The sequence below is a fragment of the Acetobacter pasteurianus genome (assembly GCF_009914215.2).
Lineage (GTDB): Bacteria > Pseudomonadota > Alphaproteobacteria > Acetobacterales > Acetobacteraceae > Acetobacter > Acetobacter pasteurianus.
In genome coordinates this window covers 2,425,416-2,446,682 of sequence record NZ_CP039846.2, presented here as the reverse complement: position 1 = coordinate 2,446,682, position 21,267 = coordinate 2,425,416, and the positions used below count along the sequence as shown (strand labels likewise).

Here is a 21,267-nt window from a genome sequence, read left to right as displayed (position 1 = left end):
ACGCGGTCTGCCGCTTTTTATCTTAGCCCCAAAGCCAAGCTGCGCCTCTTACGCCTGAACTGTCACCATGCTTGTTTTTCAACAATTTGGTATTGCACTCAGGCGTAATGACGTAGCGTTTCATCACATCCGGCACGCGTTCATAAAGGCAATTGAGGTTTGATACCCCGCCACCCAGAACAATTGCATCTGGATCAAGAATATTCACGATAAGCGCGCAAGCGCGGCCTAGCCTATCTACATACAAATCCAAAGCGCGCTGGGCCGCTGCATCACCAGATGCCGCGGCATCCTCAATGCCCTGCACACTACGGTTCCCAGGACCTTTCCATGATTCAGCCAAAGCCGGGCCACACAAAAACCGCTCCAGACAGCCAGAATTACCGCAAAAACATTTTGGCATAGGGAATTCATCTTCCCTCACCCACGGCAAGGGTGTGTGTCCCAATTCCCCAGCAATGTCATGCAAGCCTTTTAAAGGTTTGCCCTCAACAATAATGCCGCCACCCATACCAGAACCAAGAATCACACCGAATACCACATGGCATCCGGCCGCTGCTCCATCGGTTGCTTCTGACAGCGCAAAGCAGTTGGCATCATTTTCAACACGAACGGGAAAACCCAAAACATCCTGCAAATCATCAGCAAAGGGCTGGCCGTTCAGCCATGTCGCATTCGCATTTTTTACAAGGCGGGTATGCGCATCCACCGCACCAGGAATACCCACCCCAACAGTGGCATATGGGTTTGTGCGGGCATGCGCATCATCAACCAGTTTTTTCACGTCACTCAGCAGGCCCTTATACGTGCCAGGGTTGCCAACACGATGCCGCAAAACCACCTGCCCTTCGGCATCAAGAGCGACTATTTCGATCTTGGTGCCCCCAATATCGATTCCCAGACGGTAGTCCGACATACTTTTAACCTGCTGTTTTTATTAAACTTTTAACAGAACGTTTCCTGCCGCAAAAGAAAGTGGCACACTTTGCAAACAACATGCCACAACCTCCTACGCCAGGAACCAGCCAAGATGAATGAAACTGTTCTTGACGCACGCGGGCTTAATTGTCCACTTCCTGTGCTCAAGGCCAACCGCGTTCTCCGCACCATGCAGCCGGGGGAACGTCTTCGAATATTAGCAACAGACCGCGCTTCCATAACCGATTTTCAGGTGTTCTGCCGTGAAACAGGTCACGCCCTGATCGCCTTTACGGATGAAAACAGTGTATTCTGTTTTACCGTAAAATGCCGCGCCAGCGCGCCTGCAAATAAGCCAAACTAAAAAAATCCTGCCAGCCACACACCATCCAAGACTTGGCAGACCCCTGCATATCGGGCTATTGCCTGCCCCTCATGACGGATAGGAACCCCCGCGCCATGTCGGACAACATCAAATCACTGTCTTTCGAAGATGCGCTTTCCGAGCTGGAAAAAATTGTGCGCGGCTTGGAAGGTGGGCAGCTAAAGCTGGAAGATGCAATTACGGCCTATGAACGCGGGGCTGCCCTACGGCAACATTGTGAGGCCAAGCTTAGCGAGGCTGAGGCCCGCGTGCAGGCGATCGTGCAGCGGTCTGATGGAACGCTGAACATGAAACCTATGGACTGAGATGTCGATGACAAACCCGACACACCCCTCTATCAATCGTGCATCAGATAATGGCGCCCTGCTCAAGCAGGATATGGGGGCCCGCGCCCGCGTTATTGAACACACGATTGATACCTTGCTCCCCCTCACAACCGGAGGCGATGCGCGGCTGATCGAAGCCATGCGCTACGCAACACTTGGGGGCGGCAAGCGGTTACGTGGTTATCTTGCCATTGTAACGGCCAGCCTTTTTGGTGTTCCAGAAAGTCAGTCCGCACGCGTTGCTGCTTCAGTTGAAATGCTGCACGCTTACTCTTTGGTGCATGATGATCTCCCTGCCATGGACGATGATGATATGCGCCGGGGCCAGCCTTCCACGCATCGCAAATTTGATGAGGCCACAGCCATTCTGGCCGGAGATGCCCTTCAAACCAAATCATTTGAAATTCTGGCTACCAGCCAGACCCATACAGATGCAAATGTGCGTATTGATCTGATTTCCGCCTTTGCTGAAGCCTCAGGCGCAGCTGGCATGGTTGGCGGCCAGATGATCGATATGGAAGGCGAAGGACGTGCCCTTCCGCTTGAAGAAGTCCGCCATCTTCACGCACTGAAAACCGGTTGCCTGATCCGTTACTCCGCAGAATCCGGTGCCATTCTGGGTCAGGCGTCCCCTGATCTGCGCCGCCGTCTGCGTTCCTATGGTGCAAATATTGGCGCAGCCTTCCAGATTGCAGATGACGTGCTGGATGCAACAGCCACGGCAGAAGAGCTGGGCAAGACCGCAGGTAAGGATGAAGCTTCAGGCAAGTCTACCTTTGTGGCCCTGCTGGGCATTGAAGGCGCCAAAGCAGAAGCTCTGCGCGTAACAGAAGAAGCCATTGCCGATCTGGAACCCTTTGGTGCACAGGCAGATCGTCTGCGTGATCTGGCCTATTATGTGATCGAACGGAAAAACTGAACTCATGACCAATCAGCCCCACACTTCACCGATTCCGACGTTAGGGCGTTTTCCTGCGCTGGACCGGGTTGAGTATCCGGCGGACCTGCGCAATCTCTCGGTTGAGCAGCTCAAGCAGGTTGCGGATGAGCTGCGGGCCGAAACGGTGGACGCGGTTTCCACCACGGGGGGGCACCTTGGCGCCTCCTTGGGTGTTGTGGAGCTGACGGTTGCCCTGCATGCGGTGTTTGACACCCCGGATGACAAGGTGATCTGGGATGTGGGCCACCAGGCCTACCCTCACAAGATTCTGACCGGGCGGCGTGACCGTATCCGCACCCTGCGCCAGCCGGGTGGCCTGTCCGGCTTTACCCGCCGCGCAGAAAGCAAATACGATCCGTTTGGCGCAGCCCATTCCTCCACCTCCATTTCCGCCGGACTCGGCATGGCCGTGGCCCACCACCTGCGGGCGGAGGAAGACCCCAGCTACCGCGAACGCAATGTGATTGCCGTGATCGGTGATGGCTCCATTTCCGCCGGTATGGCGTATGAGGCCATGAACAACGCCGCCGTGGCTGGCCCCGGTGCGGAACGGCTGATTGTCATCCTGAACGACAACGAGATGTCCATTGCCCCGCCTGTGGGGGCGATGTCGAACTACCTGTCGCGCCTGATGTCTTCGCGCAAATTCATGGGACTGCGCGAACTGGCTGGCAAGTTCGTCAAAAAACTGCCCGCCCCCGTGGAACGCACGGCCCGCAAGGCCGATGAATATGCCCGCGGCATGATCACCGGCGGCACGCTGTTTGAAGAACTGGGTTTCTACTATGTTGGCCCCGTAGATGGGCATGACCTGCCGCAACTGGTCTCTATCCTGCGCAACCTGCGCGATACGGATAACGGCCCCATCATGCTGCATGTCATCACGGAAAAAGGCCACGGCTATCAGCCAGCCGAAAAAGCCGGAGACAAGTATCACGCCGTTGCCAAGTTCAACGTGGTTACCGGTGAGCAGAAAAAAGGCCCCGCAGGCCCGCCGAGCTACACCTCCGTGTTCTCGCGCGAACTCACACGCCGTGCTGCTACCGACAACAAGATTGCCGCCATCACCGCCGCCATGCCTTCTGGCACGGGGCTGGATGCCTTTGCCAAGGCTTACCCGGACCGGTTTTTTGATGTGGGCATTGCCGAGCAGCATGCCGTCACCTTTGCCGCCGGTATGGCCACCGAAGGGCTGCGCCCGTTCTGCGCCATCTATTCCACCTTCCTCCAGCGCGCCTATGATCAGGTGATGCACGATGTGGTGCTGCAAAAGCTGCCCGTGCGCTTTGCCATTGACCGCGCCGGTCTGGTGGGGGCCGATGGCGCCACCCATGCTGGCTCCTTCGACATCGCCTATCTGGGCTGCCTGCCGGGCATGACCATCATGGCCCCATCGGACGAGCTGGAACTGCTGCACATGACAGCAACTGCCGCCCTGTTTGATGAAGGCCCGATTGCCCTGCGCTACCCACGTGGCAGCGGCCTTGGGCTGGACCTGCCCGCAGAAGGCACACCGCTGGAAATTGGCAAGGGCCGCATCATCCGTGAAATGGGTGGGCAGTCTGGCCCCGAAAAAGGTGGCGTGGCCATTCTCTCGCTTGGCCCGCGTCTGGCCGAGTGTCTGAAAGCTGCGGACATGCTGGCCGCTCATGGCCTGCCGCCCACGGTGGCTGATGCCCGCTTTGCCAAGCCGTTTGATACGGAACTGGTGGAAAATCTGGCCCGCAACCATGCGGTGCTGATTACCATTGAGGAAGGTTCGGAAGGTGGCTTTGGCTCCCTTGTCGGGCACCATCTGGCCCGCACCGGCCTGCTTGATAACGTGCGCTTCCGCCCCCTCACCCTGCCAGACCGCTTCATCGACCATAACACCCAGGCCGCCCAATACGCCGAGGCCGGTCTCTCCGCTCCGCACATCGTCGGAACCGCTCTAAGCGCGTTGGGCGTTGATATTACGGAACAGATGGCCTGATTTGATATGGCACGACGTCGTGTTGACCAGCTCCTTGTAGACAGGGGGCTGATTGAAAGCCGCACAAAAGCACAAGCTCTCATTATGGCTGGGCTTGTGTTTTCTGGTGAAAAACGCGTAGCCAAGGCTGGAGATCAGGTTCCGGAAGATGCCCCATTGCAAGTGCGTGGGCAGGAACATCCTTGGGTGTCTCGTGGTGGTTGCAAACTAGCCCATGCCATTGAGCATTTTAGTTTTTCCCCGGAAGGGCGGATTTGCTTGGATGTTGGCGCTTCAACCGGTGGGTTTACAGATGTACTTCTTACCAACGGTGCTAAACATGTTTACGCTGTTGATGTTGGGCACGGACAATTAGCATGGAAATTGCGGTCTGACCCGCGCGTAACTGTGCTGGAAAAGTGCAACGCCCGATATCTGGATAATACAACCATACCAGAAGCCCCTTCTGTGGTTGTGTGTGATGCCAGCTTTATCGGCCTACGCACGGTGCTTCCCGCCGCGCTAGCTCTTACCACAGAAAATGCTTGGGCTGTTGCGTTGATCAAACCCCAATTTGAAGCTGGGCGTGATCAGATAGGAGCCAAGGGCGTTGTGCGTGATCCTGCGGTGCATGACGCCGTTTGCGAAACCATTTTTTCTTGGTGGAGTAGCCTTCCCGGCTGGAAAGTGCTGGGAATTGAGCCCAGCCCTATTACCGGGCCAGAAGGAAATAGAGAGTTCCTTATCGCGGCTCAACGCATCTAGCGGATGCTACGGATTGTAACACTAAATTAAATTTTCAGGTTTCCCTGCCTTTTTTGCATGGCAGCACATCAATTTTTTTGCCACATTTCTTTGTGATCATTCCATCAGTTATCACCAAGAAGAAGGGCAAGCATCTCATGCGCAAAATTGCAGGTCTGTTTGGCGTCGCCTGCCTTGCATTTACAAGCGGCCATGCACTGGCAGCTCCAGTTTTTCATTCTGCATCTCACGCTTCTGCTTCTGCCCAAAGCATGCAGGCAACGGAAGTTGGTAATACGCTTTTACGCGGGTACGAGCAGGACGGTTTGATCCTGCATGATGATGTACGCGCAGGCACGCTTTCGATCCAGGCAGACCCAGCAACACTACAAGCGCATGATTCCAATACGAACAATCGTTATCGGCTGGCCATGAAAGATGTTCTTTCTGCCGCGGCAACATATGCGTATCTGTATTTTGGACAAAACCCTGATGCGCGGGAAGTTACTGTATCTGCCAATATCCAGACAGATGGCTTTACACCTGCGAGCGCAAGCTCCGCAGATACAGCAGAACCTGCCATGACTTTGGAAATTGCACGGCCAGCCTTCCCGATTTCTGCTGATACCAAGCCGGATTCATATTCCGCGCAAACCATTGGCATGATTTTGGATGGCATGGACGCTTCCAAAATTACCATTGCACCATGGCTGCGGACCGCCCTGAAAGAAAGCAATTAACGTGTAAGGGCCACCGCTCAGACAGCATACTTATGCGCATATATAAAAGAGGCTGGTATCTATCAGCCTCTTTTTTTGTTATACCCGCCTTCCTTTCCCTTTATGTAGCAGCATATCCGCAATGTCTTCCCGCACTTATACTTCCACATCAGCTGACGCTAACAGTTCAGCCCTTACCGATCTGAACGCGGAAGAACGTTCACGCATTTTGGCGAAGGCTGCGCTTTTTAGCCCCCCATCCGCCACTCTATCCGATGGACGAAGAGACCTGGTTGGGCTTTCACGCGATGAACTCACGGATATTCTGACAGAAATTGGTGAAAAACCCTTCCGCACCAAACAGCTCTGGCACTGGATTTATCATCAGGGTGTGACAGATTTTTCTCGGATGAGCACAATAGCCAAGCCGCTTCAGCAAAAATTGGCTGAACGGTTTATTATTGGTCGCCCAGAAGCTGCTACAGTTCAGACATCATCGGATGAAACACGTAAATTTCTGTTCCGTTTTCGTGATGGGCAGGAAGCCGAAACTGTTTACATCCCTGATCGGCGGGAAGACCGTGGCGCCGTCTGCATTTCATCGCAAGTAGGGTGCACACTTTCCTGCACCTTTTGCCATACAGGCACGCAAAAATTGGTGCGCAACCTCGGGGCGGCAGAAATTGTCAGTCAGTTCATGGCTGCACGAGATTCCTACGGAGAATGGCCCAGCCCCAAAGGCGAAACGCCTCGCCTTCTCTCTACCATCGTGCTGATGGGGATGGGAGAACCTCTTTACAATTATGAAAATGTCGCCAAAGCCATGAAAATTATCATGGATGGTGAAGGCATTGGGCTTTCTCGTCGGCGCATCACACTTTCTACGTCCGGCGTTGTGCCGCTCATGGATCGGTGTGGCGATGAACTCGGGATCAATCTGGCGGTTTCCCTGCACGCAGTAAGGAATGATCTGCGTGATGAAATTGTGCCGCTAAACAGAAAGTACCCGATTGAGGAAGTGCTGGCAGCGTGCAGGCGCTACCCTGCTGCCAGCAATGCCCGCCGCATTACATTTGAATACATTATGCTGCGCGGCATAAACGATAGCGAAGCCGATGCGCGCGAGCTTGTGCGCCTGATTTCTGGCATTCCGGCAAAAGTGAACCTTATTCCGTTCAATCCGTGGCCGGGTAGCGATTACAAACCTTCCACGCGGGAGCAGCAAAACCGGTTTGCAGAAATTGTTATGAATGCAGGATTTGCCTCCCCCATCCGCACACCTCGTGGACGAGATATTCTGGCTGCCTGCGGGCAGTTGAAAACGGCAAGTGAACGCGCACGCGCAAGTTCTGTACCTGTTTCGGAATAATTTTTCCGCATAAACAGCCCTTGGTGGGCGAATGCACTCTGGTTACGCGCCTCCTGCAGTGATAGGAGGAAAGCCATAGTTACAGATTTATATATCAGGAGATCTGCCTCATGGGCCCGACTTCCGCCCGAAAAGACGTCAAAAAGGTTGTTCTGGCTTACTCCGGTGGGTTGGATACATCTGTTATCCTCCGCTGGCTCCAGAACACCTATGGTTGCGAGGTTGTTACCTTTACGGCTGATCTGGGCCAGGGGGAAGAACTGGAACCAGCCCGCAAAAAAGCGGAAATGTTTGGCGTAAAAGAAATCTTCGTTGAAGATCTGCGCGAAACATTTGTGAAGGACTTTGTCTTTCCCATGTTCCGGGCCAATACCCTGTATGAAGGCCAGTATCTTCTGGGCACATCCATTGCGCGCCCATTGATTGCACAGCGCCAGATTGAAATTGCAGAAGCTGTTGGCGCAGATGCCGTGGCACATGGCGCAACCGGCAAAGGCAACGATCAGGTTCGTTTTGAGCTGGCTTATTATGCCCTCAAACCAGACATCACGGTTATTGCTCCTTGGCGGGAATGGGATCTGACATCCCGCACACGTCTGCTTGCATTTGCTGAAGAAAATCAGATCCCGATTGCCAAAGACAAGCGTGGTGAAGCCCCCTTCTCTGTAGATGCCAATCTGCTGCATTCTTCGTCCGAAGGGAAAGTTCTGGAAGATCCTGCTGTTGCTCCAGAAGAAATTGTGTTTCAGCGCACAATCTCTCCAGAAGCAGCGCCGGATAAGCCCACAGAAATCACCATTGATTTTGTAAGCGGTGATCCCGTTGCCATTAACGGCGTGGCTATGTCTCCAGCGACATTGCTGACCCGCCTGAACGAGTTGGGCAAAGAAAACGGCATTGGCCGTTTAGATATGGTTGAAAACCGCTTTGTTGGCATGAAATCCCGCGGGATTTATGAAACACCCGGTGGCACTATCCTGCTGACAGCCCATCGCAGCATGGAATCCATCACGCTGGATCGCGAAGCCATGCATCTTAAAGATAGCCTGATGCCGCGCTACGCTTCCATTCTGTATAATGGCCTCTGGTTCTCCCCAGAACGGCGGATGCTGCAGGCTCTTATCGATGCCTCCCAGCATTCTGTTACAGGGCGTGTTCGCCTCAAACTATACAAGGGCAACGTTATCTGCGTTGGGCGTGAAAGCCCGAACAGCCTGTATGATGCCCGCGTTGTGACGTTTGAAGATGATGAAGGCGCATACAACCAGCAGGATGCTCAAGGCTTTATTAAGCTGAATGCTCTGCGCCTGCGTCTGGGTGCGCAGATCGGGCGTAAAGGTGGTGCCCTATAAGGGTACCACTTTTCCACCATCCATCAGAAGGTGTTGAAGAAGATCATGATCCGTCGCTTTTCTCTTATCCCCTGCATGCTTGCGGCCAGCCTGGCCGTATCTCTTACGGCCTGTGGCTCTCACAAGGAAGAACAGGAACTTACGCCTGCTCAGCAGATGGAAAAGCTGCGCTCTGCACCTGGCGTAACTGTTCTGAAAGATGGCTTGGCCTATAAAGTGCTGGAATCTGGCCCCAAGGATGGTGAACAGCCACGCCCGGGTGATGGCATGATGCTTATTTATGAAGGGCGCCTGCCAGACGGTTCCATCTTTGATAGCTCAGACCAGCATGGCAGCGGCGCTTATATGCAAATGCCTCTTGCTGGCCTGATTCAGGGCTGGATGGAAGCTCTGCCCCTGATGCATGTAGGCGATACATGGATGCTGTATGTTCCCCCAGAACTTGGGTATGGGCATAAATCCATGGGTATTATCCCTTCAGATAGTCCGCTGATTTTCCGCATCCAGCTTTTGGGTGTAGAACACGCACATAATTCGCCCTGATATAAACTCTCCTGATAATGCGGGTTCTTGAAGTTCAGGAACCCGCTTGGGTTTCTGCCCATGCTTTCTTCACGCTTTGCGTATCGCCTTTTATGTGGCGGCATGTTGCTTTTTGTAGCTGCATGTTCACCTAAAAGCGGCTCCAGCCTTTACGGCACCAATTGTGGCATTTGCCATCATGGAGGCGATGGCATGCCGGGCTCTGTTCCTCCACTTGTAAACCGTATTGACCAGATTGCCAGCACCCCAGAGGGCCGCAAATATCTGGCTGATGTACTTATGAATGGCGTAAGCGGGCCGATCAAAGCCAATGGCGCGGCTTATAGCGCAGAAATGCCCCCTTTCCGCTACCTTAAAGATGAAGAAGTAGCGGCTATTCTGACTTGGCTTTCACAGCGTGGAAACCTAAAACCTGCCCCAACAATAAGCGCGGCAGATATTGCAACTGCGCGGGCTGATAGAAAATCAGCTGGCAAAGTGGCAGGCGAACGGGAAGAGCTGGATCGCACACATCCAATCCCATAATCTGTTCCCATAACATGTGGTGATACTTTTCTTATGCAGCGTATTTTTTCTGGTATTCAGCCCTCTGGCATTCCTCAACTAGGTAATTACCTTGGGGCAATTCGAAACTGGGTTAATTTACAGGCAAACTATGAGTGCATTTTCTGCCTTGTAGACATGCACGCTATTACCGTGTGGCAAAACCCGGAAAAACTACGCGAACATACCTTAACACAGGCTGCTATCCTGCTTGCAGCAGGCATTGATGCTGATAAGCACATTCTCTTTAACCAGTCTGCTGTTTCTGCCCATGCCCGGCTAGCATGGATTTTTAATTGCGTTGCTCGGATAGGTTGGCTGAACCGTATGACGCAATTTAAAGATAAAGCAGGAAAAGACCGCGAAAATCATTCAGCTGGTCTATATGTTTATCCCAACCTTATGGCAGCCGATATTTTAGCATATAAGGCTACGCATGTGCCTGTAGGGGAAGACCAGAAACAACATCTGGAACTTACCAATGATATCGCCCAAAAATTCAACCATGATTACAAGGTAGAGTTTTTTCCGCAGGTAGAACCACTTATTCCACCTACAGCTGCACGTATTATGAGCCTACGTGATGGCACCAAAAAAATGTCTAAATCCGACCCTTCTGCACAAAGCCGGATTGAATTAACAGACGATGCCGATGCGATTGCCTTAAAAATCCGCCGCGCAAAAACAGATTCTGATCCCCTGCCTGAAGATATCGCAGGCCTTGCTGAACGCCCGGAAGCAAAAAACCTTGTTTCCATTTACGCTGCCTTGGCCGATATTCCTGTTGAGCAGGTACTGAAAGAGCATGCAGGCCAAGGTTTTGGCCCGTTTAAAGCCGCGCTGACGGAAGTTGTTGTCAACGCCATTGCTCCTATCGGACAAGAAACCACACGGCTCTTACAGGATGAAAGCTACTTGCTGAAAACTCTGCATTCTGGCGCGCAACGGGCACAAAGCATTGCAGAGCCTATTGTTGCCGAAGCTGAAAAGCTTGTTGGTTTTCTAAAATAAACGAAAATTGACACTACTTTTTATGAGCAGATGTCCGGGCATTTTCAAAAATGCCCGGCGCTGCCAAAGCAACAAGAATAATTGCCACTATAAATAAAATATATTTTTGGCAATGCATGTAGCCTACGGCACCAAGAATACCTCCCACAACAAAACAAAATACAATTTGTGCATGTAGCCATAAACGTTTTTTAATAATATCCAAATATTCATCATCAACTTGATGGTAAAAAGATTCGAGCCAATCTGATATTTCTATACCAAGGTCCGTCAACATTCCGGTAACGTGAGTTGTACGCACAACGGAGCCTGAAATACGCGTTACTGTGGCGTTTTGTAACCCCATAACAAAGCTTAGAACTAATGCAGCAGCACCGTCTGGCACGCCAGCCTGCGTAAACCAAATAGATTTAACACCTAAAGTCACAAGGATAACTGCTTCTAACACCAAGCTAAAAGCATATACAGCACCCCACCCTTTGCGCCGCCCCATATTCACTAAAACGGTGCAGACAATAGCGCCCAAAACAAAACTTGTGATTAACGCCAAACACAAAAAAGCAGCTCTAACATCTAAACCATTTATTTTTAAGGCCAGGCTGGATGCGTTGCCTGTCATATTGGCGCAATAATATCCAAATTGCAGAAAGCCCAGCACATTTACAGCTCCAGCCACCACGGCAAGAGAACTACCAAGTTGCCGGTTCATCTGAAAACTGCGCTGACTGTTTTCTCGCAAAAGCATGATCTAGAATTTCTCCGCTTTAATGATGCAAAGCAATGCCATTGCGCTGTTTTTTTTACACTTTTTACGTGAGAAGCCCCTTGCCAAATATCTCGGGGACAGATATTAAGCTCCCATAAACCGGGTGCGTAGCTCAGCGGTAGAGCATCGCCTTCACACGGCGGGGGTCACAGGTTCAATCCCTGTCGCACCCACCACGGTTTTTCCTAGATTTCTGCGGATTTTAGAGCATTTATGCTCACCTCTTGTATTCTGGGTTAGCTCGATTGACTTCCCCTAAAATTAATAATCCATTATCAAAAAAGCACACGATAGCATAACCTATTATGTCCATACTGTCAGATTGTTCCAATCATGACATTCTCAGCACGTTTCCGCGCCTAACTTATCTTGGTTGTAGCTTCATTTGGCAAAGATCTAGAGCTTTTTGGTAATAACCTTGGCAGAAATTATCGAAAATACAATTCTAAAATCCGCTCTTTTATTATCCCAACCTAAAAAGACATTTTATCAAATACTTCTTATGCCCTATACTTATCGCACCCACACCATAGCATTATGCCGTATTGAACCACTGTTCAACAAATCCTGCGTATAATGAAATAATAAACGCTATTATGGTGTCTTGAACTACAAAAAAGCCCTCCAATGTGGAGGGCTTTTTTCGTATCATTTAAATCACGAAAACCGTTAGGATTTAAAACGACTTCAGCTTACCAAAAATCAAACGGCTGTTGTCGCAACCTCTGGTTCAGGGTTAAGGCGATACCCCCCACCTTCTGTAACCAGCAAAGAGGCATGAGCTGGATCTGGCTCAATCTTCTGACGCAGGCGGTAAATGTGTGTTTCCAGTGTATGCGTTGTTACCGCTGCATTATACCCCCACACCTCATTCAGCAAAACCTGCCGGGGTACTGGGCGCGTTCCTGCGCGATAAAGAAACTTCAGAATAGCCGTCTCTTTTTCCGTCAAACGAATACGACGGTTTTTGGCTGGTTCCTGCAAAAGTTTGGCAGAAGGACGGAACGTATATGGACCAATGGAAAACACAGCATCTTCACTGTTTTCAAACAGTCTTAGCTGTGCCCGCAATCTGGCCAGAAGCTCTGCAATACGGAAAGGCTTGGCAACGTAATCATTGGCACCAGCATCAAGCCCCTTCACAATATCAGATTCATCATCTGATCCTGTAAGCATGATAACGGGCATACGCAGGCCATCCTTGCGCAGTTCTGCACAAAAATCGCGCCCATCTCCATCCGGCAGGGTTACGTCCAGCAGAATAGCATCACACCGTGCATCTGGTTCCTTCAGCTTCTGGCGAGCTTCGGCCAATGTTGCCGCCTCCAGAACCTGAAATTCTCCGTCCAGCTGCAACTGCTCTGCCAGTGTTCTGCGAATGACCTGATCGTCATCTACAACCAAAATTGGGCGCGCACCCGTCATGGAACATCGTCTCCTTATGTCAGCCCTCTGGCTCGGCTGCCTTGGCCTACTTCTTTACCGATCACACAACGAATCGTATCGAAACCAATTTCCGGCATGATACGTCAACCTCACGCGAAAGCCATAAAGCAGGGGTAAGATTGTTTATGATGATACACGTCTGGCCAACAGTAAACAGCAATATGGATGCACAACTGCATTGCAGACACAAAAGCATGAGCGCCATTATCGGCAAGAATGGCGTAACCCACCATAAGCGCGAAGGAGATCTGGCAACGCCGCTAGGCACCTTTCCCCTCAGGCAGGTCTTTTACCGGGCTGATCGGGTTATAAAGCCTCAGGCCGCCCTGCCCGTGATCCCATTAAGCACACAGGATGGCTGGTGCGATGATCCTTCATCACTCAGCTACAACCAGCACATTCAACTGCCATCTTCCTTTCGCCATGAGACACTATGGCGTGAAGATAGCGTGTATGATCTGATTGTTGTGATTGGTTATAATGACAGCCCGGCAGAACCCGGCAAAGGGTCTGCCATTTTCATGCACCTGCAACGCCCCAACAAAACGCCGACTGAAGGATGTGTTGCGCTAACAGAAGCCGACCTACGCTTTGTTCTGGCCTCTGGCGCTACAGAAATAACCATTCATCCGCCTCGTTAAGCTGGCTTGGCTATCTGTTCCGGCGCAACCAACCCTATTGCTACGTAACCCGGTGTCAGGGTTGGTTGTGGCTCATCCTCAGCCGAAACAATCGTAATACCCGCACCTTTCTGAAGCACCAGAAATAACAGGAAATGGCTGCTTTCACTCAGAAGGTAATCCTGATTATCTTCTGAAACTTCTATCGCAACAAAATGCCAGCCTTGGCTCACCAGTGCTTCCAGCACGGTAAAATTCCAGGCGGGCTGCCCCAAAACCTTTCCGCGCGCTTCCCGGCTAAAACCACGATACTGGTCCAGCCGCGCTATGCCCGGGCTCACCTGATAAACCCTCTGCCGCCCAAAGTGTGGCGCCAGATGCGCACAGACCAATCCATTGTAAATGGCATCCGGCGTAGCTGAAATCAGATAATCAGCCGGGCGTTCCTCCAAGTTTTCCGTGCCTTCTTCCGATAAAACTTCGGCACACAAAACAGGCACACCGGCGCGCTCGGCTGCGCGCAGATCACTCAAAGAACTATCCACCAACAAAACAGGCGTGCCCACAGCATGTACTGCCATAGCCAACTGAGTGGACCAGTCATTCGCCCCCACAATAGCCAATGCCGGTTGGTTGGAAAGCGTAAGATGCAACCGCCGACCCAGCGGAATAAGGGAAAAACCATGCAAAATCATGGTGGAGGCAATAACGGCAAAAACAGCCGGCATAACCTGAGAAGCTCCGGGGTAACCCGCATCCTGCAAGCGTATACCAGCGGCACCTGCAACTGCTGCCGCCACAATACCACGCGGTGCAATCCATCCCATAAACAGCCGTTCCGCCCGGCTCAGACTAGAACCTATGGTCGCCAACCAAATGCCCAAAGGCCGCACGACAAACAGCACGGCCAATGTTAAGGCCCCAATAGACCACGACAAACCAGCAAGCTCACTCCGTGTAAGATCGGCAGTCAGCATGATGAACAGGATGGAGACAATCAGCACCACCAGTGCTTCTTTCATCCGTTGGATTTCTGCCATGCCGGGAATACGCAGATTAACCAACGCCATGCCAAATACGGTAGAGGCAATCAGCCCCGCACCATCCATGGTTAAAGTGCCTATTACGTACAAAATCAGCGCAAGGCTAAGCAGTATCGGCATTTTCAGGAGGTCGGGCATTAAATCCCGTATACACAACCACCGCACACACCATGCCGTGCCAATACCAAGAGCGATCATCAATGTCGCACTCATCAGCATATGCGGGATGATGGATACAAAAAATGTGCCGGACCCCTCACCCGGCTGCATGAGCAGCACTTCCAGCACTAATGTGGCCAGAATGGCGCCTACGGGGTCATTCAGAATAGCTTCCCACCGTAGAAAAGCGGCAATACGGGGTTTGAGCTTAGCGTGGCGCAACAAGGGCAGAACAACCGTTGGCCCCGTCACCACAATAATGGCACCAAACAGAAAGGCCGGTCCCCAGCCCATGCGCCCAACATAATGGGCTGCAATGCTGCCTAAAATCAGGTTGATCGGCAATGCCACTAGCGTAAGGCGCAAAACGCCTTCACCCGCTTCTTTTAACTGGCGAAAATCAAGCGCGAGGCCGCCTTCAAACACAATAAGCGCCACCGCCAAAGAAACCATTTGGTGGAAAGCACTACCTGCAACCTCGGAGGGGTGCATGATCTGCAACCCCGGCCCCAAAAGCAAACCTAAAGAAAAAAGCAGGACAATGGCAGGTAACCTAAAACGCCAAGCCGTCCATTGTGCCAGCATACCGCCGCCCAGCACGAGAAAAACAAAAAGGATTACGCTTTCAGTCATGCGGGGCCATTTATCTTATTGGTCTGTAGGACCTGATGAACCAGGCATCAGTATTATGCGTAAGACCAATAAGATGAACAGTTAAAAATATTTTCCTATTCTATACCAGCTTCAGGTTCTGGTGCGGCTCGCTCCATTACGACAGCAAAAAAGCCATCCGTGCCATCGCGCAGAGGCGTTAAACTGATGGAACTTTCGTTACGCAATGCCTCTGGCATATCCGGGCTATCTGAAGGCACAAGCTTGAAATCAGGATGGCGCGCCAAGAATGCCGCAACCTGCTCCATATTTTCTGCACGAAGCAAAGAACAGGTTGCATACACCATCCGCCCTCCGGCACGAACGAGCGCTGCAGCCCGATCCATAATGGCGGCCTGTTTTTCCAGCAGTTCAGTCAGATCCTGTTCTGTAGTACGAAAACGTGCGTCTGGGTTCCGGCGCCATGTACCCGTGCCACTACACGGGGCATCTACCAACACCCGATCAAACGATCCGGCACGACGCTTGGCCCACTTATCTCCGGGAACCAGCAGGTGCCGTTCCACATTATGCACGCCTGCACGCCGCAAGCGTTTAACAGCACCTTCCAACCGGGGTGCAGAAACATCGCATGCAACAATATGGCCTTTGTTTTCCATCATCATGGCCATGGCAAGCGTTTTACCTCCTGCGCCTGCGCAATAATCCAGCACACGCATCTGGGGCTCAACGCCGCTTATAGCCGCAACAAGCTGGCTGCCTTCATCCTGAATTTCCACCAACCCATCACGGAACGCCACACTGGTTGTAACCGGCAAACGCGCAGGCAAACGCAGCCCCCACGGAGAAAGTGGTGTGGGTTCAGCATGCAGGCCTTCACAGGCCAAACTACGCTGCGCCTCCTTACGGGGGCCGCGCAGAATATTCACCCGCAAATCCAGCGGTGCTGGAGTAGACATGGCTGCAAGCTCGTCTTCCAGCTTGTCGCCAAACGTTGCTTCCAAATGCGGCAACAGCCAATCGGGCAGCTCCAACCGAACAGCCCGAGGCATTTCCGGGTTATCCAGAGTTTTACCTGCAAGCGGTGTAAGGATAGAAAGTTCCCCACGCGTTAAAGCACCAGCGGCAAAGCGCCCCTGCTCGAACATTTCCTCTACTTCGGCCAGAGAGAAACCATCGAACAACAGACGCGCCCCGGCCCGGAGCCGGGCAGATGCTACCTGCCCTTTTTGCTCCAGCCACCAGCCAAGCCGACGCCACGCCCGCATAACATCCCACACAAGGCCGGATATGGCTCTGCGGTCTCCACCGCCCATGTAGCGCCGCTCTCTAAAAAAGCTGTTGGCAACAGCATCGGCGGGTTTGCGCGGGGCGGCTTCCATTGCTGCAAGCAGATCAATGGCGGCCGCAAGCCTGGCTGAAGGTGTCATATGTGGTTATCAATCCCGACGGTAATTAGGAGCTTCACGCGTGATGGAAACATCATGCACATGGCTTTCACGCAGGCCGGCACCCGTAATACGGCGGAACTGGGCACCTTCTTGCAGTTCCTTCAGCACGTGGGAGCCTGTGTAACCCATACCGGCTTTAAGGCCGCCCACAAGCTGATGAATAACAGCAGCCATGCTGCCTTTGTAAGGCACGCGGCCTTCAATACCTTCTGGCACCAGCTTGAGCGCATCCTTGACTTCCTGCTGGAAATACCGGTCAGCCGAACCACGCGCCATAGCACCAAGGCTGCCCATACCGCGGTAGGATTTATAGGAACGCCCCTGATACAGGAATACCTCACCCGGCGCTTCTTCCGTACCTGCAAGCAAGGAACCCACCATCACCACATCGGCACCGGCACCAATGGCCTTTACGATGTCTCCCGATGTACGAATACCGCCATCTGCAATGCAAGGAATACCTTTTTCCTTACATGCCAGAGAGGTTTCAAGAACGGCAGAGAACTGAGGCACACCCACACCAGCCACAATACGTGTGGTGCAGATGGAACCCGGACCAATACCAATTTTCACACAGTCTGCCCCTGCTTCAATCAGAGCATGAGCGGCTTCTGGCGTTGCAACGTTACCAGCCACAATCTGCACATTGGCATCAAAGGCTTTCAGGCGTTCAACTGCGCCCAGAACACCAGCGGAATGGCCGTGAGCCGTATCTACCACCAGCACGTCCACGCCAGCTTCAATCAGCATTTTGGCGCGGTTAAAGCCATCTTCGCCCACACCTGTTGCTGCTGCACAGCGCAGGCGGCCCAGGCTATCCTTGATAGCCAGCGGATGGGCAACAGCTTTATCCATATCCTTAACAGTGATGATACCTACGCAACGGTCTGCATCATCAACCACCAGCAGTTTTTCAATGCGGTGCTTGTGTAGTAACTGGCGGGCCGTATCTGCATCCACACCGTTTTTAACCGTGATCAGCCGATCCTTGGTCATCAACTCGGAAACAGGCTGGTTGGGGTCTACGGCAAAGCGAGCATCACGGTTGGTAAGAATACCCACCAGCTTCTGCGTGCCGGGTTCAACCACGGGCAGGCCGCTAATGCCGTGGCGGTGCATGATATCACGCACTTCGGCCAGTGTCTGATCCGGGCCAACGGTAACCGGGTTCACCACCATGCCGGATTCAAAGCGCTTAACGCGACGAACCTGCTCGGCCTGCTCTTCCGGCTGCAGGTTTTTATGAATCACACCAAGGCCGCCTTGCTGGGCCATGGCAATAGCCATCTGGTCTTCCGTAACCGTATCCATAGCTGCGGAAACCAGCGGGATATTAAGTTCAATAGAGCGCGTGAGATGCGTGCGAACGGTTGTCTGGCTGGGCACAACGTCAGATGCAGCCGGCACAACCAGCACATCGTCAAACGCCAGAGCTTCCGTAACACGGCTATAGGGAGAAGAGGTCATGCTGCGGGCACCCTTGCTGAAATACAAAAAGGCAGGTTACCCTGAAGCATACGCTACGCCGCAGGTCACCCGACCATTGGCGCTCCCTCTTATGATGATGCACGCATAAAGGCAAGCATTACACGCGCCTTCTGTCTGTTTTTTTAATGTGAATGTAAAAAAGCAGAGCTTGAAAGTTTGAAAGACACCCGCATACAGGCCATAACACAATGGATGAAACGTGTTCTTCCTCTTCTGTTGGGTTTTATGCTGACCCCTGTTGCAGCGCATGCAGCAGAAGCCCCAAAAACGGGAGGTACGCTGCGCATTCTGGTTTCCAGCGCGGCAGGCACGCTTGACCCGCAGATATCCTATATTGGCCTCACCAAATTTTTTGAAACACCTGTTTACGACACGCTTTTAACCTACCCCAAATTTGCTGGACCTGATGCACAGCCAGTTATCCCTAATCTGGCAGAAAACGTCCCTCAGCCAGAAGATAATGGGCTGACATATAGGCTCACCCTGCGCAAAGGCGTTCATTTCTCCAATGGGCAACTTTTAACCGTGGCGGATGTGGCCTCTTCTTTCCGGCGAATTTTTGCTGCTGGCAGTCCCACTGCAGGGCCATATTACAGTGCAATCAAAGGGGCTGATATCTGCTTGAAAGACCCTGCCCACTGCACTTTGGCCGAGGGTATTGAAACAGATGCAGCAACAAATACCATTACGTTTCACCTCAGCCGCCCAGATCCTGAATTTCTGGAACATCTGGCATGGCTTCACGCAAGCATTCTACCCGCCAGTACGCCTCCTCATGATATGGGCAACACAGCCCCTCCGGGCACGGGGCCTTATCAGATTACAGATTACGACCCCACAACGCATATGCGTTTTGAACGCAACCCATACTTTCATGAATGGTCGCACGACGCGCAGCCCGCGGGCTTTCCCGACCACATAGAAGTAACATTTGGGCTAGAGCCAGAAGCCTCCGTAACGGCGGTGGAAAACGGCCAAGCCGATCTGATGTATGAAAACGTACCACTAGATCGGTTAGGGGAAGTTGGCAGTAAATATGCGGCCCAAGTGCATATCTTTACCCCGTTGCTATATTACTACGCGACACTGAATGTAAATGAACCGCCGTTTACCTCCCTCAAGGTGCGGCAGGCACTCAATTACGCGGTCAACCGGCATGCAATGGTGATTTATGATGGTGGCAGCGCTGTTGCATCTCCTCAGTGCCAGCTTCTGCCAGAAGGCACTCCGGGGTATGAGCGCTTTTGTGCCTATACTGCTGGCGCATCTCCACAAAACCCGGCACCAGAATGGGCTAAACCGGATATGGAAAAGGCCCGCCAGCTTGTGCAGGAAAGTGGCACCAAAGGCATGCGGGTGACGATTGTAACCCCTTCAGGCGGCAAATCGGATAACACCGCACTGGATTTGCGGAGCATATTGGAAGATCTGGGTTACAAGGCTTCGGTCCATAGCATTAGCCCTGCCATCCATTTCACATTTGTGCAGAACTCAGACAACCATGTGCAAATTTCCATTGGGGGATGGAATGCAGATTATCCCTCTGCCGCCAGCTTTCTGGACACGCTTTTTGCGTGCTCCAACTTTCACCCACATTCCGACAATTCGCCCAATATGTCCGGCTTTTGTGACCCACATATTGATGACATCATGCACCACGCCGCCCAACTTGCCTTAACAGATCGCGCAGCCAGCAATGCGGCATGGGCACAAGCTGATAAAGCCCTGATGGCACAAGCCCCCGCCGTGCCTTTGGTGCAAACCAAAAGGGTTGTGCTGGTTTCTAAACGCACACGAAATGTCATAATCACGCTTAATGATGAAATCCTGCTTTCTCAGCTACAGGTTCCATGACTGATCCAGCCCCCTCTCCTGTGCAAGACACCAAACCACCTGGCCCTTGGCGCATGGCGCTACGGTCCCTCAGCCACAATCGCTCTGCGCTGTTTTCTTTTGCCGTTTTGGTGTTTCTGGCTGTAGCCAGCGTGCTTGCACCCTATTACGCACGGTACGTTGCACATACAGATCCGTTTATTTCCAACGTGGCAGGCTCCATCATGGTGGGTGGGCAGGAAGTGGATATCATGCAGCCCAATGATAACCCACTGCACCTTGGCCTTAGCCCCATTGGCCCCACATGGCACGGAAGCTACATGCTGGGAGCCGATAGCCAAGGGCGTGATGTTGCCGCGCGGCTATTATATGGCGGCCGGAACTCTTTGCTCATTTCATTCTGTTCTGCTGTTCTGTGCCTCATAATGGCTGCGGCTGTGGGAATAGCGGCTGGTTTTTGCGGTGGCATTGTAGATACTATTCTCTCCCGCATGATGGATATCATGTGGTCTGTGCCCGTATATCTATTTGCTATTTCTCTTTCCATTGTCACTGTCAGTGATGGGTTGCATCTGGGGCCGTTTGTTATTGAATCTGATAACCTGCTGCTGCCTATCTGCATTATCGCGCTGGTTTATATCCCTTATGCTGCACGCCCTATTCGTGGCCGGGTCATGGCGTTGCGGGAGGCTGAGTTTGTGATGGCTGCGCGCTGTCTTGGCGTGCCCCGCTGGCGTATTGTGCTGCAAGATATTCTCCCCAACGTTACGTCCACCCTAGTTGTGCTTGGGCCGCTTATCATGGCTATGTCGCTGCTGGCAGAAAGTGCACTCTCGTTTCTATCCATTGGCGTACAGGCCCCTGCGGCATCTTGGGGTACGCTTATTCAGGATGGTGAAGGACTTATTTACACGCGTCCCATGGTAGCCATTGCACCGGGGCTGGCTATTATTGCCGTAGTGCTGGCCCTGAACATTCTGGGCGATGGCCTGCGAGATGCGCTGGATGTGCGTGATGCCAGCCACCGCGAACAATAGGAGGCCCACCG

20 protein-coding genes and 1 tRNA gene are annotated in these 21,267 nt (G+C 52.5%); 15 read left to right on the top strand and 6 right to left on the bottom strand.

Going from position 1 to position 21,267, the window contains the following annotated elements:
• Nucleotides 1-22 precede the first annotated feature (22 nt).
• A complete protein-coding gene (locus tag FCN51_RS24845; protein WP_310256496.1) occupies nucleotides 23-916 on the bottom strand; it encodes an ROK family protein in 894 nt (297 codons plus the stop codon).
• 114 nt (nucleotides 917-1,030) lie between these two features.
• Here FCN51_RS24845 and FCN51_RS24840 point away from each other — a divergent pair, with 114 nt between their 5' ends.
• The 11 genes from FCN51_RS24840 to trpS all read left to right on the top strand — a co-directional run bounded on the left by FCN51_RS24840 (nucleotide 1,031) and on the right by trpS (nucleotide 10,801).
• Complete coding sequence (locus FCN51_RS24840; RefSeq protein WP_003625422.1) at nucleotides 1,031-1,282, top strand: sulfurtransferase TusA family protein; 252 nt, start codon at nucleotides 1,031-1,033, stop codon at nucleotides 1,280-1,282.
• Between the two features lie 71 nt (nucleotides 1,283-1,353).
• Complete coding sequence (locus tag FCN51_RS24835) at nucleotides 1,354-1,608, top strand: exodeoxyribonuclease VII small subunit (protein ID WP_003630879.1); 255 nt, start codon at nucleotides 1,354-1,356, stop codon at nucleotides 1,606-1,608.
• A gap of 1 nt (nucleotide 1,609) precedes the next feature.
• Nucleotides 1,610-2,548, top strand: coding sequence for a polyprenyl synthetase family protein (locus FCN51_RS24830; protein WP_124297021.1), 939 nt, complete (start codon nucleotides 1,610-1,612; stop codon nucleotides 2,546-2,548).
• Nucleotides 2,549-2,552: 4 nt separating this feature from the next.
• Nucleotides 2,553-4,541, top strand: coding sequence for a 1-deoxy-D-xylulose-5-phosphate synthase (gene dxs / locus FCN51_RS24825; protein ID WP_310256484.1), 1,989 nt, complete (start codon nucleotides 2,553-2,555; stop codon nucleotides 4,539-4,541).
• A gap of 6 nt (nucleotides 4,542-4,547) precedes the next feature.
• On the top strand, nucleotides 4,548-5,285 hold the full coding sequence (locus FCN51_RS24820; protein ID WP_310256482.1) for a TlyA family RNA methyltransferase: 738 nt from the start codon (nucleotides 4,548-4,550) through the stop codon (nucleotides 5,283-5,285).
• 137 nt (nucleotides 5,286-5,422) lie between these two features.
• Complete coding sequence (locus FCN51_RS24815; protein ID WP_020943965.1) at nucleotides 5,423-6,004, top strand: hypothetical protein; 582 nt, start codon at nucleotides 5,423-5,425, stop codon at nucleotides 6,002-6,004.
• A 121-nt stretch (nucleotides 6,005-6,125) separates the two neighbouring features.
• The gene (rlmN, locus tag FCN51_RS24810; RefSeq protein ID WP_003623869.1) at nucleotides 6,126-7,352 is read left to right on the top strand and encodes a 23S rRNA (adenine(2503)-C(2))-methyltransferase RlmN; all 1,227 of its coding nucleotides are present in this window, start codon (nucleotides 6,126-6,128) and stop codon (nucleotides 7,350-7,352) included.
• Between the two features lie 110 nt (nucleotides 7,353-7,462).
• Nucleotides 7,463-8,704 (top strand): argininosuccinate synthase, encoded by a 1,242-nt coding sequence (locus FCN51_RS24805; RefSeq protein ID WP_003623870.1) that lies wholly within the window; start codon nucleotides 7,463-7,465, stop codon nucleotides 8,702-8,704.
• Between the two features lie 45 nt (nucleotides 8,705-8,749).
• The gene (locus FCN51_RS24800) at nucleotides 8,750-9,247 is read left to right on the top strand and encodes an FKBP-type peptidyl-prolyl cis-trans isomerase (RefSeq protein WP_012813070.1); all 498 of its coding nucleotides are present in this window, start codon (nucleotides 8,750-8,752) and stop codon (nucleotides 9,245-9,247) included.
• A gap of 60 nt (nucleotides 9,248-9,307) precedes the next feature.
• Complete coding sequence (locus tag FCN51_RS24795; RefSeq protein WP_003623872.1) at nucleotides 9,308-9,772, top strand: c-type cytochrome; 465 nt, start codon at nucleotides 9,308-9,310, stop codon at nucleotides 9,770-9,772.
• A gap of 33 nt (nucleotides 9,773-9,805) precedes the next feature.
• Nucleotides 9,806-10,801 carry a tryptophan--tRNA ligase gene (gene trpS / locus FCN51_RS24790; protein ID WP_310256473.1) on the top strand — a complete coding sequence of 332 codons (996 nt, stop codon included), beginning with the start codon at nucleotides 9,806-9,808 and terminating at the stop codon, nucleotides 10,799-10,801.
• Between the two features lie 13 nt (nucleotides 10,802-10,814).
• On the opposite strand, the gene FCN51_RS24785 is transcribed toward trpS, so the two are convergent.
• Entirely contained in the window at nucleotides 10,815-11,546 is a 732-nt protein-coding gene (locus FCN51_RS24785) for a YoaK family protein (RefSeq protein ID WP_310256470.1), read from the bottom strand.
• Nucleotides 11,547-11,668: 122 nt separating this feature from the next.
• Here FCN51_RS24785 and FCN51_RS24780 point away from each other — a divergent pair.
• Nucleotides 11,669-11,743 (top strand) — tRNA-Val (locus FCN51_RS24780).
• A gap of 526 nt (nucleotides 11,744-12,269) precedes the next feature.
• Here FCN51_RS24780 and FCN51_RS24775 read toward each other — a convergent pair.
• Nucleotides 12,270-12,992 carry a response regulator transcription factor gene (locus FCN51_RS24775; protein ID WP_003623877.1) on the bottom strand — a complete coding sequence of 241 codons (723 nt, stop codon included), beginning with the start codon at nucleotides 12,990-12,992 and terminating at the stop codon, nucleotides 12,270-12,272.
• A 146-nt stretch (nucleotides 12,993-13,138) separates the two neighbouring features.
• Here FCN51_RS24775 and FCN51_RS24770 point away from each other — a divergent pair, with 146 nt between their 5' ends.
• Nucleotides 13,139-13,654: a L,D-transpeptidase family protein gene (locus FCN51_RS24770; RefSeq protein ID WP_185332847.1), complete on the top strand. Its 516-nt coding sequence runs from the start codon at nucleotides 13,139-13,141 to the stop codon at nucleotides 13,652-13,654.
• Here FCN51_RS24770 and FCN51_RS24765 read toward each other — a convergent pair.
• The 3 genes from FCN51_RS24765 to guaB all read right to left on the bottom strand — a co-directional run bounded on the left by FCN51_RS24765 (nucleotide 13,651) and on the right by guaB (nucleotide 18,365).
• The gene (locus tag FCN51_RS24765) at nucleotides 13,651-15,468 is read right to left on the bottom strand and encodes a cation:proton antiporter (protein WP_124295566.1); all 1,818 of its coding nucleotides are present in this window, start codon (nucleotides 15,466-15,468) and stop codon (nucleotides 13,651-13,653) included. The genes FCN51_RS24770 and FCN51_RS24765 overlap by 4 nt on opposite strands.
• A 95-nt stretch (nucleotides 15,469-15,563) precedes the next feature.
• On the bottom strand, nucleotides 15,564-16,877 hold the full coding sequence (locus FCN51_RS24760) for an RsmB/NOP family class I SAM-dependent RNA methyltransferase (RefSeq protein ID WP_310256452.1): 1,314 nt from the start codon (nucleotides 16,875-16,877) through the stop codon (nucleotides 15,564-15,566).
• A gap of 9 nt (nucleotides 16,878-16,886) precedes the next feature.
• Entirely contained in the window at nucleotides 16,887-18,365 is a 1,479-nt protein-coding gene (gene guaB, locus FCN51_RS24755; protein WP_012813073.1) for an IMP dehydrogenase, read from the bottom strand.
• 213 nt (nucleotides 18,366-18,578) lie between these two features.
• On the opposite strand from guaB, the gene FCN51_RS24750 reads away from it, so the two are divergent.
• The gene (locus FCN51_RS24750; RefSeq protein ID WP_310256446.1) at nucleotides 18,579-20,240 is read left to right on the top strand and encodes an ABC transporter substrate-binding protein; all 1,662 of its coding nucleotides are present in this window, start codon (nucleotides 18,579-18,581) and stop codon (nucleotides 20,238-20,240) included.
• Nucleotides 20,237-21,256: an ABC transporter permease gene (locus FCN51_RS24745; protein WP_310256443.1), complete on the top strand. Its 1,020-nt coding sequence runs from the start codon at nucleotides 20,237-20,239 to the stop codon at nucleotides 21,254-21,256. The genes FCN51_RS24750 and FCN51_RS24745 overlap by 4 nt, the downstream gene beginning before the upstream one ends.
• The last annotated feature ends 11 nt before the right edge of the window (nucleotides 21,257-21,267 follow it).

Coding starts and splice junctions, on each gene's coding strand:
- FCN51_RS24745 (WP_310256443.1), top strand. CDS start 20,237: ATGACTGATCCAGCCCCCTCTCCTGTGCAAGACACCAAACCACCTGGC.
- FCN51_RS24785 (WP_310256470.1), bottom strand. CDS start 11,546: ATGCTTTTGCGAGAAAACAGTCAGCGCAGTTTTCAGATGAACCGGCAA.
- FCN51_RS24815 (WP_020943965.1), top strand. CDS start 5,423: ATGCGCAAAATTGCAGGTCTGTTTGGCGTCGCCTGCCTTGCATTTACA.
- FCN51_RS24820 (WP_310256482.1), top strand. CDS start 4,548: ATGGCACGACGTCGTGTTGACCAGCTCCTTGTAGACAGGGGGCTGATT.
- FCN51_RS24830 (WP_124297021.1), top strand. CDS start 1,610: ATGTCGATGACAAACCCGACACACCCCTCTATCAATCGTGCATCAGAT.
- trpS (WP_310256473.1), top strand. CDS start 9,806: ATGCAGCGTATTTTTTCTGGTATTCAGCCCTCTGGCATTCCTCAACTA.
- FCN51_RS24750 (WP_310256446.1), top strand. CDS start 18,579: ATGAAACGTGTTCTTCCTCTTCTGTTGGGTTTTATGCTGACCCCTGTT.
- guaB (WP_012813073.1), bottom strand. CDS start 18,365: ATGACCTCTTCTCCCTATAGCCGTGTTACGGAAGCTCTGGCGTTTGAC.
- FCN51_RS24800 (WP_012813070.1), top strand. CDS start 8,750: ATGATCCGTCGCTTTTCTCTTATCCCCTGCATGCTTGCGGCCAGCCTG.
- FCN51_RS24795 (WP_003623872.1), top strand. CDS start 9,308: ATGCTTTCTTCACGCTTTGCGTATCGCCTTTTATGTGGCGGCATGTTG.
- FCN51_RS24840 (WP_003625422.1), top strand. CDS start 1,031: ATGAATGAAACTGTTCTTGACGCACGCGGGCTTAATTGTCCACTTCCT.
- FCN51_RS24845 (WP_310256496.1), bottom strand. CDS start 916: ATGTCGGACTACCGTCTGGGAATCGATATTGGGGGCACCAAGATCGAA.
- FCN51_RS24835 (WP_003630879.1), top strand. CDS start 1,354: ATGACGGATAGGAACCCCCGCGCCATGTCGGACAACATCAAATCACTG.
- FCN51_RS24805 (WP_003623870.1), top strand. CDS start 7,463: ATGGGCCCGACTTCCGCCCGAAAAGACGTCAAAAAGGTTGTTCTGGCT.
- FCN51_RS24770 (WP_185332847.1), top strand. CDS start 13,139: ATGATGATACACGTCTGGCCAACAGTAAACAGCAATATGGATGCACAA.
- FCN51_RS24760 (WP_310256452.1), bottom strand. CDS start 16,877: ATGACACCTTCAGCCAGGCTTGCGGCCGCCATTGATCTGCTTGCAGCA.
- FCN51_RS24775 (WP_003623877.1), bottom strand. CDS start 12,992: ATGACGGGTGCGCGCCCAATTTTGGTTGTAGATGACGATCAGGTCATT.
- FCN51_RS24765 (WP_124295566.1), bottom strand. CDS start 15,468: ATGACTGAAAGCGTAATCCTTTTTGTTTTTCTCGTGCTGGGCGGCGGT.
- dxs (WP_310256484.1), top strand. CDS start 2,553: ATGACCAATCAGCCCCACACTTCACCGATTCCGACGTTAGGGCGTTTT.
- rlmN (WP_003623869.1), top strand. CDS start 6,126: ATGTCTTCCCGCACTTATACTTCCACATCAGCTGACGCTAACAGTTCA.